Source organism: Exiguobacterium sp. s166, assembly GCF_018618855.1.
Classification (GTDB): domain Bacteria; phylum Bacillota; class Bacilli; order Exiguobacteriales; family Exiguobacteriaceae; genus Exiguobacterium_A.
Window position 1 is genome coordinate 768,977 of record NZ_JACSMU010000001.1, and the last position, 15,559, is coordinate 784,535.

Genomic DNA, 15,559 nt, shown 5'->3' on the forward strand with positions numbered 1-15,559 from the left:
GCTCTATCAGTCGCTAAGGCGTCAAAAAAAACCGCTGACAACGTCAACGGTTCTTGCAGTGAAAGTTAGACAACACGTTCTTTCCATTCTTGGTAGGATGCGACACGGTCACGTCCTTGGAACTTCGCACCGATATACATCGCGCGGTCGGCGTTGCGGATCAGACTTGCTAAATCGCCCAACTCGTTTAACGTATCGACACCGATACTTGCCGTAATCGTTAATGAATCCGCTCCCACTTGAATAGGATTCGCATGTAACGTCTCGCGAATCCGCTCTGCTACGATTTGGGCTGATTCCAGATCCGTGTTCGGTAACAAGACGACGAATTCCTCACCACCATACCGGGCCACGAGATCGGTGATCCGTGTCGCCTGCATCAACAGTTTAGCGACTTCAAACAGGACGACATCCCCGACCTCATGTCCATACGTATCATTGATTTGTTTAAAATGATCCAAATCGATCATCAAGGCAGAGAATGGATATAGATCACGTTGCCGAATCCGGCGATCGCCCCACTCCTGCAACGCCCGGTAGTTCGGTAATTTCGTCATCGCGTCCGTCCGGCTGTCCGTCAACAGACGTTCCCGCTCCTGTGCCCGTTCAACTGCCCAGGAGAGGACACGTAACGCGCGGTACAATTCATAACCAAAGTCTTTTGTGAACTCGCCGCTCGCTTCAGATGCTAAAAATAAAGAGCAATTGATTTTTTCGGTTGCTTCCGGCTGAATAAACAGAATCGATTGCGTTTCTTCCGGGACACAATCATACAGGCGGATATCCCATTCCTGTTGCATACCGTACAGCAACACTTCTTCTTTTTCGTCAATGATATCTTCAATGATGATGCCGTGGACATGATCCGCTTTTAATTTCCGACCGTCCTTTAACGAATAATAAATCGACTCGCCTTCACCGAAATCAAACTTAATCCAGGCGATATCCGGACGAACGAAATGGTTCAATTGGCGTAAATACCGTTCGATGATGAACTGGGCATCGCCGTCTTTCCAGGCTGCTTCCTTCAATCGTTCAATCTGTTCCCAGTGCTCGATCCGGTCACTGGCATGGACGGAACTGCCAAGCGACCGTTTGATGATGAACAGCGCAAAAGCTGTCATGACAAGACCGCTGTTGCCGTTGTTTTGAACCATCAATGTACTGAAAATTCCAAACAGCAATTCGGCGGCAATGACAACTGCCTCAAACCGAAGCAACGGTAGCATGACACTGTTCGGGATGTTTTCACCAAGTAAAAAGTTCGACAATTTATACTGGAACAGTAAGACGATCCATAAAATCAAGACCATGACGAGCAACGGTCCGACGTTTTCAATTAATAAAAAATCTTTTCCGTGCGTCCCGCCGAGCGCATTGTAAGCCAGTCCGGCAGGTAAAATCAATAACAGCTCGAGCGTGACATTAAACGGGTAATTATGTAGCATACGCCGGCGGCCGATTGCGGTATGGAACGTCCGCAATTGGTAAATCAACATCGTCAATTGTCCAACACAGATGGCAGACAGGAGTCCATACGTTAAAAACGTAAACAGGACGAATCCGAAATGAAACGTAAAGCTCATATGTCTTCTGCGCACCGGATCAATAACAAAGATGGTGGAGAGTGCAACAACAAGCGTAAAAGTAAAAAAGTCGATGCTCAGGTTGTAATCTCTTGATTTCGCCAGTAAATCGATTCCGATGACGACAAGAAAAAATACAATCCAGCTTCGAAGGAGATATTGTTGAAAGCGACGCATGTTGACTTCCCCTTCCTAACACATTTTGTGTATATATGAAAAAAACAATCTGATTATCACTCATTTGAGCATTGAGGTCTATTCTTCACGCTTTGATTTGTTACACTAGCAATAGAGGTGATAAATCAGTGACTACACAATTTACCAAAGAAGCATTTGATACATTTGAGATTGAAGGACTGGAACAACGGATGCACGCGATTCGGGAACGGATTCAACCCGTTTTCAAACAAATCGGACAGGAAGTCTCACCCGATTTAACGGTCAACCTGGCAGAAGATATGTATGTGCATATTGCACAGCATGCCCGCCGGAAAGTAAATCCCCCGAAGGACACATGGATGGCTTTTTCCCCAAACAAACGCGGCTACAAAAAGCATCCGCATTTCCAAGTCGGCTTATTTGATGATCATCTGTTCATCTGGCTCGCTTACATTTACGAACTTCCGAATAAATCACAGTACGCGACAAAACTCCTGAATCATCAGGAACTGTTGCACGCTCTTCCGTCTGATTTCGTTGTTTCTTACGATCATATGAAGAAAGAGGCACAACAGATTGACGAGACCGGTCTGGAACAAGGACTGGTACGATTCCGTGATGTCAAGAAAGCGGAATTTTTGGTCGGCCGTCATGTCTCTGCCGAAGAAGTCAGTGCGATGTCGCACGAAGATCTAGTAAAATTGATTCGAAATACCTATGAACAACTCGTGCCAATCTATAAAAAAATTCAATAAAAAGGATGGCCCAAAAGGTCATCCTTTGTTCGTTAGTTATATTTTACTAGAATTGACATGACTTGTGTACGGTCAGAATTTAAATTTAGATAAATGTTGACCTCTTTTGTTGAAACGGTCATCAGGTTGAATGTTTTGTCGAGTTTTGCCGTTGAGTACGCTTTTTTGACTTCTTTGACGGTAATTGTCCGGCCGATCACTTTTGGATTGTAGACGATGGCTGAGACTTTCGCTTTGCGGTCAGGCACACCGAATGTCGAGCAGTAGTGAACTGCTTTGTTCGGAGCGACCAATCCTTTACCGCTTTGGCACCACGTCGAGTTTTTTTCCCCTTTGTACGCGCTATGTACCTGGGCTAACGTCGTTTTTTCCAATGTCACTTTTCCATCGACGGATTTGGCTTTTGACGCTGTCGTTTTAACTTGTTTCAACCAATCGATATCCGTCGGCTTCGCAGCTTCGGCAGACTGGTTATATGAAGGACCTGAGACGAGGCTCATGGTAAGTGCGGCAGTTAAGATAAGACCAAAAATTTGTTTCATGATGTGCTCCCCCTTGAAATGCTTTGATAAATATCTCATTCCCCCATTTTCGAAATAATATTCACTTTACATACATTTCTTTAAAAAATATTTTTAAAAAAGTTGTTACCCGGATTGGGCAACAACTTTTCCTGTTATTTCTTATGCATTTTGAACTCTAAAAATAGTTCATTATAATGAGCGAGCATTTCTTTCCCTAAGTTTTCATATACTTCAAGTGTATCCGTGACCTCTTTATCGGGATAAAAACGTTTGTCTTCCCGTACGTCCCGATCGAGCAATTTCAACGCTGCTTTGTTTGGCGTCGAGTATCCGACATAGTCCGCATTTTTAGCGGCATTTTTCGGGTCCAGCATGAAATTGATGAATTCATGGGCACCTTTGACGTTTTTAGCCGTTTTCGGAATGACGACGTTATCGAACCAGACATTTGATCCTTCCTTTGGAATCACATAGTTCAAATTCTCATTTTCACTCATGATCTCATTGGCATCACCGGACCAGACGACACCGATTCCTGCTTCTTCATTGGCAAGCAAAAGCTTAATTTCATCCCCGACGATCGCTTTGACGTTCGGTGTCAAATCCATCAAGTTGGCTTTGGCTTCCTGCAGTTTCGTTTCATCGGTCTCGTTCAAGGAATAGCCAAGACTGTTCAGACTCATCCCCATCACTTCACGTGCTCCGTCTGCGAGAAGGATTTGATTTTTCAATGCCGGATCCCAGAGATCTTTCCAGCTGGTCGGTTTTTTTCCGTCAATCAGTTTTTGATTGTAGACGATCCCAACCGTTCCCCAAAAATAAGGAATCGAATACTTGTTGCCTGGATCAAACGATAAATCGAGGAACCGTGGATCGATGTTCTTCAGATTGGGAATCTTTTGTTGATCGATCGGTAACACTAAATCCTCTTCGATCATCTTTGCGATCGCATAATCGGACGGCACAGCGATATCGTAAGTCGTTCCGCCTTGTTCGATTTTCGTCAGCATCGCTTCGTTTGAATCAAACGTCTGATAGACGACTTTGATACCGGATTCCTTTTCGAACTGATCAATCAGTTCCGGATCGATATAATCGCCCCAGTTATAGATGTTCAGGACATTTTTGCCCGAATAACCTTGCGTCGCGTTCAACCGGTTCAACGCAAACAGGATGATACCGGAAATCAAGAAAATCGCGACAAACAATTGAATGAGTTTTTTCATCGATTATTTCACCTCCGGTCGGGACAGCTTCATGGCAGAACGTTGGTTCAGGAAGTAGTAGCCGATGACGAGTAAGAACGTAAACAGGAAAATCACGGTCGACAAGGCATTGATTTTCATCGAAATTCCTTGGCGGGCAAGCGAATAGATTTCAACGGACAACGTCGTAAATCCATTCCCCGTGACGAAAAACGTCACCGCAAAATCATCCAGTGAATACGTCAATGCTGTGAAGAAGCCGGCGAAGATGCCGGGTGTGATGTACGGCAAGATGACTTTCGTCAGAACATCGAGTCGGCTCGCTCCCAAGTCACGTGCCGCATCGACGAGTGTCGGACTCATTTCCTGCAGTTTCGGCAGGACTAAAATGACGACAATCGGGACGGAAAACGCGATATGTGACAACAGGACCGAGGTGAAGCCGAGTTGAATGCCGAGCATCGTGAAAAAGATCAGGAACGACGCACCGATGATGACGTCGGGACTGACGATCAGGATGCTGTTCAGCGTCAACAGAGAGGTCTCGACCCGTTTTTTGCGGACCGCTTGAATCCCGATGGCCCCGAGGACACCGATGATCGTCGAGATTGCAGCGGACAGGAGCGCGATGACCAGCGTATTTAAGACGATGATCAAGAGACGGGAATCCTGAAAGACTTCCTTATACCAATCCCACGTGAAGGAATCAAAATTCGTCATGTTATCGGCACTGTTGAACGAGTAGAAAGCCAGATAAAGAATCGGTGCGTACAAGATGATGAAGACCCCGATCAAGTACAGATTTGCTAATTTTAATCGTTTCATCATGTCGTCGCCCCTTTCTTCCGTTTCGTACTCGTCAACGCTAAAATGATTGCCATCGCAATAATCAGGAAGACGGCAATCGTCGCGCCCATGCCCCAGTTCTGCGTGACCAGAAATTGTTGTTCAATCGCTGTTCCGAGTGTGATGACCCGGTTACCGGCAATCAGACGCGTGATCATGAATAACGACAGCGCTGGAATGAAGACCAGTTGACAGCCCGATTTTACGCCGTCAAGCGTCAACGGAAAGACGACACGGCGGAACGTCATGAAGTTTGAAGCCCCGAGATCGCGGGCCGCAAAGACAAGCGACGGGTTCAGTTTTTCAATCGCATTAAAGATCGGTAAGATCATGAACGGAATAAAGATATAGACGGAAACGAACACGAAACTGAAGTCCGTGAACAAAATCTGTTTCCGGCCGATGCCGATTGCTTCAAGCGTCTGGTTTGCCCATCCATAAGTGCTGAATAAACCGATGAACGCATACGCTTTTAATAACAAGTTGATCCAGGTCGGCAGGATGATTAATAGTAACCACAATTGTTTATGCTTCGTTTTCGTCAACAGGTAGGCGGTCGGATAACCGATGGCAAGTGAAAACAGTGTGATCAAAAAGGCATACCAAAATGAGCTGAGCGTCATCGTCAGATAGGTTGATGTAAAGAATTTCTGATAGTTGACGAGTGAAAAATGTCCTTCCAGGTCGAGGAACGAATAATAGACGACGAGGATAATCGGTGCGATGACGAACAACGCAATCCAAAAACTATACGGAATCAGATACCAGTTGCGTGTCTTCTGCATCACAACACCCCGTCATATGATTCAAGTCGTTTATCGAATTCCTCTTCCGTCTCATTCAGACGCATGACATGAATCGCTTCCGGATCAAACGTCAAGCCGATCTGTTCACCGACCGTTGCTTTTTTCGTACTGTGGACAAGCCATTCGTTTCCGACTTCATCCATGCAGGCAATCTCATAATGGACGCCGCGGAACAACTGCGAATCGACCGTCACACGTAACTTACCTTGCGCGACACTCGTGATTTCCAAGTCTTCCGGACGGATGACGATTTCGACCGGTTCATTTAATTCGAGACCACGGTCGACACAATCAAATTCCTGTTCGGCGAATGAGACGCGGTAATCCATCACCATTCGTCCCGGAATGATATTTGACTCACCGATGAAATCAGCGACGAAGCGGTTGATCGGTTCGTCATAAATATCCGTCGGTGTCCCGGATTGTTGGATCAGACCATGATTGAGGACGAAGATTTCATCTGACATCGCGAGCGCTTCCTCTTGATCATGAGTGACGAAGATGAACGTGATGCCGAGACGCCGTTGTAAATCACGGAGCTCATACTGCATTTCTGTCCGCAGCTTTAAATCAAGTGCCGATAACGGTTCATCCAGCAGGATGACTTCCGGTTCGTTAACGATGGCACGGGCAATCGCGACCCGTTGGCGTTGTCCGCCTGACATCTCCGTAATTTCCCGATTCTCGTATCCTGATAAGTTGACGAACTTCAACGCATCAAGCACACGCGTCTTGATTTCCGCTTCCTTCATCTTTTTGATTCGCAATCCGAAGGCGATGTTTTCAAAAACGTTGAGGTGCGGAAACAAGGCATAATCTTGAAAAACGGTATTGACTTGCCGTTTGTTAGCCGGGACATCGTTGATCCGTTTTCCGTTAAACAGAATATCGCCTTCTGTCGCCTCGGTGAATCCGGCAATCAGCCGTAAGACTGTCGTCTTCCCGCAACCGGATGGTCCGAGCAACGTATAAAATTTCCCGCGTTCGATTTCAAAACTGACGCGTTCGAGAACCGTCTGATCGTCAAAACGTTTTGTCACGTCTGTAAATTGAATGATCGTATTGTTGTCTGCCAAATCTTACTCCTCCTTATAAGTACGAATCCGTGGCCGTCACGAGTACTTTCGTTTCCGCCTCTGAATCATTTCGTAATTGATGAATTTCTGAAGCTTTATAATAAAGTGTCTCGCCTTGCGTTGCGACGAATGATTCCCGACCAAGCTGTAATGTGACCGATCCTTCGAGCACATACACGAACGTTTCTGATCCGGACGGTTCGTATGCTTTGAAATGTCCGCCTGGTGCCAGGTGTAACAAGACCGGCTCCATTTCCTTTTCGTTCGATTCCGGAATCAACCATGTCACATGGTACCCTTGTTCCGGGTCCTCATAACGCGTGACATCTTTTTGCGAATAAACGACCTTTTGGTTTAATGTATCCTCATCAAAGAAATCCTTCGCCGAGATGCCGAGTACTTCCAGAAGACTGAACAGCGTCTCAATCGACGGTGAACTGATTTCACGTTCGATTTGCGAAATGTATCCTTTACTTAAATCCGTCCGTTCGCCAAGCTCCTCTTGCGTCAAGCCTTTTTGAAGACGCAGATTTTTGATTTTGTTTCCGATCGTCCGCAATCCACGCCCTCCTTTCCAAATAACAGTTTAGTATAAGACGACTTCAAGTTTACTAATCACGTACCGATTATAGCGTATTGTGCCAGTTAATCAACTAAAATCTTTAAAATTTTTAAAGGTTGATTTGACAGCGATAACGCTTACAACTACAATTAATACCAGGTACTAAAATAAGGAGGTAACCGCATGAAGATTGCATGGATTACAGATAGCACGACGATTTTGCCCGATTCGATTTCTCGGCACGAAGACTTGACCGTCGTCCCTCTTCTCGTCATGAAAGACGGTGAAAGTTTTACGGACGGCGTCGATGTCCAGGCCGAGACCGTCTATGAATGGATTGGTGCGAAGCACAAGGTCACGACCAGCCAACCGTCGATCGGTACGTTCACGGAACACTATGAACGGTTAAAAGAGCAGTATGATGTCGGCTTTGCCATCCATCTTTCAAGTGAATTGAGCGGGACGTATAACGCTTCTGTTCAAGGTGCTGAAATTGCCGGATTCCGGTTGATTGCGATCGATTCCCGTTGCGGCATCTATCCGGCAGGTCAATTGCTGGCGGAAGCGATGCAACTGGCAGCAGACGGGATGTCAGTCGAAGAGATCGAGCAGTATATTCTCGAGCGCCGCTTCGACCATCATATCGAGTTCACGGTCGCGAACCTTGATCAGTTGCAGGCAGGCGGACGCATTTCCTCGACGAAGGCGTTTGTCGGTAACTTACTTCAATTGCGGCCTCTGTTTCATTTCGAAGAAGGGAAAATCGTACCGTATCAGACGGTTCGAACGTTCAAGAAAGCGCATAGGAAGATTTATGACCATCTCGTTGAAATGCTTGAGAGCGGAACGGTCACTGATGTTTCATTATTCCATGCAACTGCCTACGATTTGGCGTTCGAGTGGAAAACGAATCTCGAAAAGCGGTTCGATGTCACAGTTCGCATCGATAACTTAACGCCTGTTCTCGGTTCACATACCGGTAATCCGGCCATCGGCATGTCGTTCTTAAATCCGACGAGCCGACGCTGATGTCTAAAGAGTCAAATATCCGGGTAAACCTCCTTTAGAGATTAAAGGAGGTTTTTGTATTGAAAAACAAATGGATTTGGCTCAACTGGCTTGGTTTTGTTTTTACGATCGCTGTCAATGCGCTTGACGGTGGAAAGACAGGACGGATTTCGGACACGATCATGACCTATTTCAAACCCGCAGGTTATGCTTTCTCAATTTGGGGACTTATCTATCTTGTTTTGCTCGTCTGGTTGATCATGCAGACGATTCCGAAATTCAAGGAACATGATATCGCAAAAAAAATCGGACCGTGGTTCTTGATCAGTTGTCTGTTCAATGCCGGTTGGATTGTTACGTTCTCATACAAGTTATTCCCGCTGTCGGTCGTCGTCATCGTCGGTCTTCTCGTTTCACTGATCGTGATTTACTCAAAAATCGACCGCGAGACAAAAGCCTTACGCTTTAAATTGCCGTTCTCGCTTTACCTCGGTTGGGTATCGGTTGCGACGATTGCCAATATCTTCTTGACCATCGATACCGAAAACATCAACTCATGGCTTGGAATCGGCGATGCCGGTTGGACGATGATCATGCTTGGTGTTGGTGTAGTTCTCGCCTTGTTGTTCATGTTCTTTAACCGCGATCCGATTTATCCGCTCGTCTTCGTCTGGGCTTACATTGCAATCAACTTCCAGTCGGATAACGGGCTTGTTGATACAGTTGTTCTCGGAAGTGTCGTCGTCCTGCTTGCCGGATATGTCTTCCTGCTCGTCCGGATGCGCCGGCAAATGCGCGTGAGCAACTAACGTTATTTTCTGCCCGGTTCGGCGTATAATGAAGTCAAAGGAGTGAATGTCATGCATATCACATTTACAGAAGCCGCTCTTAATCGGATCGATCAATTACGCGGTGATACGGAAGGTCAATTGCATCTTTATTACGATACAGAAGGATGCGGTTGCGGGAACTCAGGTATCTTCAGTATTCGTCTTGTCTCCGCCGCAACGGATGAAGATATGACAATTGATTCGAATGTCGGACCTGTCCTTGTCAAACGGTGGTCAAGTCATTTCCTCGATCAGGAAATGACGCTTGATTATAATTCCGAGAAAAAATCGTTGATCTTAAAAAGTGATGGTCAATACTTCAATACGAACGTCCTCGTTACCGATCAGACCGGCTGCCAGCTGACAGCCAACCGGTAAGACGACAAAAAAAAGGCAGCTTCCCTCGTGGAAAGCTGCCTTTGTAATGTGATGGACAGACAGGTACTGGATTGAGTAGAGAGCTGAGCAACCATCGAAATGTACGGCGATTCTGTCTGCATCTTGCACAAGTCGAACAAATTCCTGCCCGGAATCCGTTCAAGAAGCCATTGCGTCCCCCATGATCGCACACATAGTCCTCGTGTGCTTATCCAGTATACGTAAAAAGACACGGATTGGATTGAACGGATGTGCTGTCAGCCCACATCCAGGACAGTTCGTTCAATCGTCTGCTGGTCGAGATCCTTGACCTTGACCGGACGGCTGTAATAATAACCCTGCCCGTAGTCACATCCGAGCCGTTTCAGGAATTCATGCTGTTCCAGCGTCTCGACGCCTTCCGCCACCACTTCAATCCCAAGACTTTTCGCCAGCTGGATAATCATTTCGGTAATCGCTGTTCCCCGCTCGTCATGCGGTACTTCATCAATGAATGATTTATCAATCTTTAAGATATCGATTGGCAGATGCTTTAAGTGAGTCAAAGAAGACAGACCCGTTCCGAAGTCATCGAGTGCAATCGTCAAACTCAATTGCTTCAACTCTCCGAGCATCAACAAGGCCCGTTCGAGATTTTCCATGACGGATGTCTCCGTAATTTCCAGTTGAAGTTGCAATTCTCCGCCGTTCTTCAACGAATGATGAACGATTTCCTTGATCATCAGATTATGCGATTCCGACCGGAAATGCATCGCTGACAGGTTGACGGAGACTTGACGGATGAAGTGATCCTCTTCCCGCCAGACTTCCATTTGCTTGACAGTTTCCTGCAGTACCCACTGGGTCAGCCGATGGATCAGACTGTACTTTTCAGCGAGTGGAATGAATTCCGCCGGTGAAATGAAACCGAATTTCGGATGATTCCAGCGAATCAGGACTTCTGCCTGCTCGACCTTGCCTGTTGCCAGCGCAATTTTCGGTTGATAGACGAGATTAAACTCTTTAAAGTCCGTCATGGCCCGACGGAGGGAACCGACGATTTGTTGTTCCCGGCGATCCGAATGGAGCAGTTCATCGTAGATGACAAAACGGTCCCGTCCTTCATTTTTCCCTGCACGCAGGGCGCTTTCCATCTGACCAATCCGCATTTCCAGTGTATCCGTAATATTCGGAACGATGATGCCGATGGTCGCAGTCAAATGAATCTCCTGCCCGTCGAGAAAAATCGGTTGCCGGATTGCTTCCAGGACATCCGTGAAGGCCTCTTCGAGCAGATCGGGATGGATGTTTTGAATCAGGAAAAATTGGGTTCCATTGTAACGGATACAAGCTTCATCTTCTTGAAGTAACGCTTTGATCCGGTCCGAGAATTGCCGAATGACGATGTCTCCCTGATCAAAGCCGAATGTATCATTGATCCATTTGTACCCGTCCAGATCGAGCAACGCCATCGTCATCCGCTTTTTCGTCCGGCTGTATTGTCCGTCGACTTTTGCCATATGATGATCCAGCCAACGACGGTTATGCAATCCTGTCAAATGATCCGTATACGCCATCATCTGTAAGGCCCGCCGTTCAAGATGAATATACAGTCCGACGATCAACAGAACGATTAAAAAGACCGGAACTGCCACGTCGCTTAAGATATTTGATGTGACGGGGCTGGCTGAGACGTCCACTCCCGAAGCACCGGGAACACAAAACGTCGTCCCGAGCATTCCGACATAGTGCATCGTTGAAATACCAAACCCCATTAAGATGGCAACGGGAATCAAAATTCGTTTTTTATCGACATGCCGTGTCATATACAGCAACAGGAGGGCGACATAAGCGACCGTGATGGCAATCACAATCGATAACGTGAATAACGCCGCATCATAGCGGACATCCCCATCGAACTGCATCGCAACCATACCAAGATAATGCATCATGGCGATTCCCATCCCCATTAACGTTCCGGCAATGATGACTTTTTTCCGTGTCAGCTCCGAATAATATAAGAGATAAAAGGCAATCCAGGCAGCCGTCACGGCGGGGACGATTGACAGGAACATCAGCACCCAGTCGTATTTGACCGGTACCGCCAACTCAAATGCCCCCATGCCAACGAAGTGCATACCCCAAATGGATAATCCCATCGTCAAGGAAGAGACGAACAATGCTCTTTTCTTTAAAGATACGGCTTTTGCCAACCGGCGATTTAATTCAAGTGAGGCATAGGATCCGACAATGGCCACGATGACCGATAGGATGACCAATGTCTCTTCGTAATGTTTCGTTAAGGTGATCCATTCATTCATGATAAGTGCCTCTCTTTTTTGACTGACATTCCTATTAGTATCGTCTGCTTACCGGTATTTTTTCAGTCTTCTGAAGAAATTTCATTAGAATGCGTGTACTTTTTTCTAAAAGAGGCGGATATACTCGAAAAACGAACAAAAAAAGGGATGCTGTTGATATCGCATCCCCTTACTGTTATCTCTCATTCACTGATTGTTATAACGCGACGGAAGCCACGACTTCGCCGGTCGGTTTTTCTAAATCCGGTTCAGGTTCGACTGTGATGGCGACCGCATCAATTGTTCCGTCTCCTTTGATCGGGAAGACAGCTGCCGCTTCCCCGTCCTGTTCGATGACCCCGTTCGCACGAGGCGTATCACCTTGAATCGTCCAAAGTTGATACAACTCACCCTTCTTCAGCGGCGGTAAATCTTTCAGTTGGACAAGCATGAATTCCTGATCATCTTTTGTAAAAATCATGCTTGACCCCTTAATTGAGGCCGTACTTTCAAAGTTGCCCATTCCTTTGACTTCGTCCATCGCAAACTCTTCCGCCGGAGAAGACTCGTCTTGCGACAAGAAGTAGGCGTTGGCACCAAGTGACAGGATCAAGGCGGCTGCGATACTCATCAACCATCCGAGCGGCACAGACCGTTTTTTCTCTTTCTTCGATCGTACTGCGTCGAGGTCAGACAAGTGCGTCTCCTCTACAGCCGGTTTTTCAACTGCTGCTTGCACCGGTTTTTGTCCTTGTTTCGTCGATCCAAGGACTTCACCGAGAATTCTTGACTTCATGCCGTTTGGTATCGGTCGTTCCGGAAGTGATTCCGCGATGGGCAGCATCAAGTCTTGCATCTCTTGGAGCGCCTGTTTGCAGTCATCACAAGTCGCCAAGTGTGCCTCGAACGCGTCGCGATCGGCAGCTGATAATGTTCCGTTGAAGTAATCGATTAAATCATGACAACGTTCTTCCATCAACGTTCCCTCCCGTCTAGTAATTTTCGGAGTGCCTGGATAGCACTCCTTATTCTGGTTTTCACCGTTCCAAGCGGTAAATTAAGCTGATCTGAAATTTGTTGTTGTGTCAGGCCTTTAAAATAAACGAGTTCAATTAACTCTTGTTGATCGGGTTTCAGTTCATTGACGGCATCGCGGACTTCCGTCGCCGTTTCCCGCTGCATGACCGTCCGTTCGACCGGTTCATCATATCCGCCGTCCCGCTCCTCGACTTCAATCGTCGGTTGGCGTTTCTCGCGTCTCAGACAGTCGAGCGCTGCATTGCGGGTAATCGTTAATATCCAAGAGGAGAACTTTCCTTTATCGGTATTAAAATCGACCCGTCCGTTCCAAATCTTCATCCAGACTTCCTGGATGACTTCTTCTGATAAACGATCATTGTTCGTAAAGCGATGAGCGAATGAGAACAACAGTCTTTCATACTTGTCATACAGTACTTCGAGAGCTTGTTCATCTCCACTGCGCATCTGATGATAAAGCGATTCATCGGATTGAGTATGCATCCTTCTCCTCCTTGGTGATCAGTCAGCCTTATCATATAGTATACGCAAGCTGACGCAAAATCGTTTTAGTTTTTTCACTTTATTTCATTTTTTTGTCCACCACATCCATATTCCCTATTCCGCTAAAAAATATAGCTGAAAAAAGCGGTTAGATTGACAGCAATACCGTGATGGGCATAGCATAAAGGTATCGAACAGACGGATTGCATCTTAGAATGGAGGAAAATGAATGGATTACGATCGTAAAATGAAGAACCGGGTCAGCCGGATCGAAGGACAACTTCGCGGTATCTTGCGAATGATGGAAGAAGGACAGGATTGCCGTGATGTCATCACGCAACTGTCGGCTGCCCGCTCCGCCATTGACCGGACGATTGGTGTCGTCGTCAGCTCCAATCTGATCGAGTGTGTCAAAGAAGCCGAACAATCCGGCGAAGGACAGACGGAGGAATTGGTTAAGGAAGCCGTTAACTTGCTGGTAAAAAGCCGCTAATCGATTCCTTGGAATCGTTGATAGTCTTGCTCTGCTTGGATGCGGTGCAAGACTTATTTTTGTTTCCGCTGTATGTTTTGGAATCGAGATAAAAAGGAACAATAAAAGGCATGACGAAAAGTGACTTGAACATGAGGAGGAACCGAATATGGCTACGTATCAACTCGATCAGGACCACAGCTCCATCACATTCTCAGTCAAACACATGATGATTTCAAAGGTTAAAGGAGAGTTTCGTGACTTTACCTTCGATGTCAGTGGAGAAGCACATGATTTGGAAAACGCTTCTGCTGTCGTAACGATTCCGGTCGCTACGATAGACACACGCAGTGCGGACCGCGATACACATTTGAAATCAGCTGATTTCTTCGATGTCGAGCAGTATCCGAACATTACTTACCGTGTGACTTCGTTTAAAAAACACTCCGGTGACGAATATGAAGTGACCGGTGATTTGACGATTAAGGATGTTACGCGGACAGAAACGTTTAAGGTCGAGTATGAAGGCAGCGGTGTTGATCCTTGGGGTAATACACGTTCCGGTTTTGAAGTCGACGGGAAGATCAAACGGGAAGACTACAATCTCACCTGGAACGTCGCGCTCGAAGCCGGAGGTGTTCTGGTCGGCAGTGATGTGAAGTTCCAATTGCACCTCGAGTTCATTCACGGGTAATTATTAGAGATCATAGTAGATGTAGGGGGAAATCAGATGACAGTTTCACTTTTTATTGATGTTGCATGTAAGACCGGGGAGTCGCCCGTCTATGACGCTAAAACAAAACGATTTTATTTCGTCGATATTCCGGGCAAGCTTCTTTTTTCATATGATTTAACGACAGAGGCTTTAAAACCGTACCAAGTACCAAGTGCCATCACCTCGATCGCTTTGACGGATGCGCCGGATTTCCTTCGTGTCACGTCGGCACATGGTTTCGGAACGTTTGATTTAAAGGAAGGACACCTCTCACTGGAAACCCAATTGACGCTTCCTGACTCCGACCGGATGAATGACGGGAAACTTGATCCATCGGGTCAGTATGTGGCCGGAAGTATCAATGAAGAGGACGGCGAGACCGCTTCCCTCTATCGTCTGCGTCATGACGGTTCCGTCGATGTCCTCCTCGAAAACTTAACGAACTCGAACGGACTCGTTTGGTCCGAGGACGGTAAGACACTCTATCACATCGATACGCCGACGAAAAAAGTCTATGCCTTCGACTATGCTGCGGATCAACCGTTGACAAACCGCCGGGTGGCCATCGACTTAGAGGACGAAGACGGTTTCCCGGATGGTATGACCAAAGACACGGAAGGTCATGTCTTCATCGCCCATTATGCCGGATCATGCTTAACACGCTGGAATCTTGAAACCGGTGAAAAACTCGCCCAGATTGATTTCCCGGTTTCGAACCCGACTTGTCCGATTCTGTACGAAGACCGTCTACTGGTCACGACAGCAGCAGACGGGGACGATTCCGAACATGCCGGAGCCGTTTTCGAAGTGACGTATTAACACATTTGCTCCCTCACG

The 15,559-nt window shown here is 46.7% G+C and carries 17 protein-coding genes; 7 read left to right on the forward strand and 10 right to left on the reverse strand.

Features of this window, described 5'->3' with window-relative positions; genetic code table 11:
- Nucleotides 1-65: 65 nt before the first annotated feature.
- Nucleotides 66-1,763, reverse strand: coding sequence for a GGDEF domain-containing protein (locus tag KNP93_RS03830; RefSeq protein WP_214853248.1), 1,698 nt, complete (start codon nucleotides 1,761-1,763; stop codon nucleotides 66-68).
- Nucleotides 1,764-1,891: 128 nt separating this feature from the next.
- On the opposite strand from KNP93_RS03830, the gene KNP93_RS03835 reads away from it, so the two are divergent.
- Complete coding sequence (locus tag KNP93_RS03835) at nucleotides 1,892-2,500, forward strand: YktB family protein (protein ID WP_214853250.1); 609 nt, start codon at nucleotides 1,892-1,894, stop codon at nucleotides 2,498-2,500.
- 32 nt (nucleotides 2,501-2,532) lie between these two features.
- Here the strand turns inward: KNP93_RS03835 and KNP93_RS03840 are convergent, their stop codons facing one another.
- The 6 genes from KNP93_RS03840 to KNP93_RS03865 all read right to left on the reverse strand — a co-directional run bounded on the left by KNP93_RS03840 (nucleotide 2,533) and on the right by KNP93_RS03865 (nucleotide 7,516).
- A complete protein-coding gene (locus KNP93_RS03840) occupies nucleotides 2,533-3,042 on the reverse strand; it encodes a hypothetical protein (RefSeq protein ID WP_214853252.1) in 510 nt (169 codons plus the stop codon).
- A 134-nt stretch (nucleotides 3,043-3,176) separates the two neighbouring features.
- On the reverse strand, nucleotides 3,177-4,250 hold the full coding sequence (locus KNP93_RS03845) for an ABC transporter substrate-binding protein (protein ID WP_214853255.1): 1,074 nt from the start codon (nucleotides 4,248-4,250) through the stop codon (nucleotides 3,177-3,179).
- Nucleotides 4,251-4,253: 3 nt separating this feature from the next.
- Nucleotides 4,254-5,057 carry an ABC transporter permease gene (locus KNP93_RS03850; RefSeq protein WP_131502282.1) on the reverse strand — a complete coding sequence of 268 codons (804 nt, stop codon included), beginning with the start codon at nucleotides 5,055-5,057 and terminating at the stop codon, nucleotides 4,254-4,256.
- On the reverse strand, nucleotides 5,054-5,860 hold the full coding sequence (locus KNP93_RS03855) for an ABC transporter permease (RefSeq protein WP_131502283.1): 807 nt from the start codon (nucleotides 5,858-5,860) through the stop codon (nucleotides 5,054-5,056). Before KNP93_RS03855 ends, KNP93_RS03850 begins: the two co-directional genes overlap by 4 nt.
- Complete coding sequence (locus tag KNP93_RS03860) at nucleotides 5,860-6,957, reverse strand: ABC transporter ATP-binding protein (protein ID WP_131502284.1); 1,098 nt, start codon at nucleotides 6,955-6,957, stop codon at nucleotides 5,860-5,862. Before KNP93_RS03860 ends, KNP93_RS03855 begins: the two co-directional genes overlap by 1 nt.
- Before the next feature lie 13 nt (nucleotides 6,958-6,970).
- Entirely contained in the window at nucleotides 6,971-7,516 is a 546-nt protein-coding gene (locus tag KNP93_RS03865) for a helix-turn-helix domain-containing protein (protein ID WP_131502285.1), read from the reverse strand.
- Nucleotides 7,517-7,702: 186 nt separating this feature from the next.
- Between KNP93_RS03865 and KNP93_RS03870 the strand changes: the two genes are divergently transcribed.
- The 3 genes from KNP93_RS03870 to KNP93_RS03880 are packed head-to-tail and all read left to right on the forward strand — an operon-like array spanning nucleotide 7,703 to nucleotide 9,735.
- The gene (locus KNP93_RS03870; protein ID WP_214853258.1) at nucleotides 7,703-8,548 is read left to right on the forward strand and encodes a DegV family protein; all 846 of its coding nucleotides are present in this window, start codon (nucleotides 7,703-7,705) and stop codon (nucleotides 8,546-8,548) included.
- Between the two features lie 59 nt (nucleotides 8,549-8,607).
- Nucleotides 8,608-9,336 (forward strand): TspO/MBR family protein, encoded by a 729-nt coding sequence (locus tag KNP93_RS03875; RefSeq protein WP_012371394.1) that lies wholly within the window; start codon nucleotides 8,608-8,610, stop codon nucleotides 9,334-9,336.
- Between the two features lie 51 nt (nucleotides 9,337-9,387).
- On the forward strand, nucleotides 9,388-9,735 hold the full coding sequence (locus KNP93_RS03880) for an iron-sulfur cluster biosynthesis family protein (protein ID WP_214853261.1): 348 nt from the start codon (nucleotides 9,388-9,390) through the stop codon (nucleotides 9,733-9,735).
- Between the two features lie 257 nt (nucleotides 9,736-9,992).
- Here the strand turns inward: KNP93_RS03880 and KNP93_RS03885 are convergent, their stop codons facing one another.
- From KNP93_RS03885 to KNP93_RS03895, 3 genes are all read right to left on the reverse strand, one after another.
- The gene (locus KNP93_RS03885) at nucleotides 9,993-12,035 is read right to left on the reverse strand and encodes a putative bifunctional diguanylate cyclase/phosphodiesterase (protein ID WP_214853264.1); all 2,043 of its coding nucleotides are present in this window, start codon (nucleotides 12,033-12,035) and stop codon (nucleotides 9,993-9,995) included.
- A 196-nt stretch (nucleotides 12,036-12,231) separates the two neighbouring features.
- Complete coding sequence (locus tag KNP93_RS03890) at nucleotides 12,232-12,990, reverse strand: anti-sigma factor (RefSeq protein ID WP_214853266.1); 759 nt, start codon at nucleotides 12,988-12,990, stop codon at nucleotides 12,232-12,234.
- Nucleotides 12,990-13,535 (reverse strand): RNA polymerase sigma factor, encoded by a 546-nt coding sequence (locus KNP93_RS03895; RefSeq protein ID WP_012371398.1) that lies wholly within the window; start codon nucleotides 13,533-13,535, stop codon nucleotides 12,990-12,992. Before KNP93_RS03895 ends, KNP93_RS03890 begins: the two co-directional genes overlap by 1 nt.
- A 229-nt stretch (nucleotides 13,536-13,764) precedes the next feature.
- Between KNP93_RS03895 and KNP93_RS03900 the strand changes: the two genes are divergently transcribed.
- The 3 genes from KNP93_RS03900 to KNP93_RS03910 all read left to right on the forward strand — a co-directional run bounded on the left by KNP93_RS03900 (nucleotide 13,765) and on the right by KNP93_RS03910 (nucleotide 15,541).
- On the forward strand, nucleotides 13,765-14,028 hold the full coding sequence (locus KNP93_RS03900; protein ID WP_012371399.1) for a metal-sensitive transcriptional regulator: 264 nt from the start codon (nucleotides 13,765-13,767) through the stop codon (nucleotides 14,026-14,028).
- A gap of 148 nt (nucleotides 14,029-14,176) precedes the next feature.
- Entirely contained in the window at nucleotides 14,177-14,701 is a 525-nt protein-coding gene (locus KNP93_RS03905; RefSeq protein WP_131502291.1) for a YceI family protein, read from the forward strand.
- Nucleotides 14,702-14,737: 36 nt separating this feature from the next.
- On the forward strand, nucleotides 14,738-15,541 hold the full coding sequence (locus tag KNP93_RS03910) for an SMP-30/gluconolactonase/LRE family protein (RefSeq protein ID WP_214767472.1): 804 nt from the start codon (nucleotides 14,738-14,740) through the stop codon (nucleotides 15,539-15,541).
- Nucleotides 15,542-15,559: the final 18 nt, after the last annotated feature.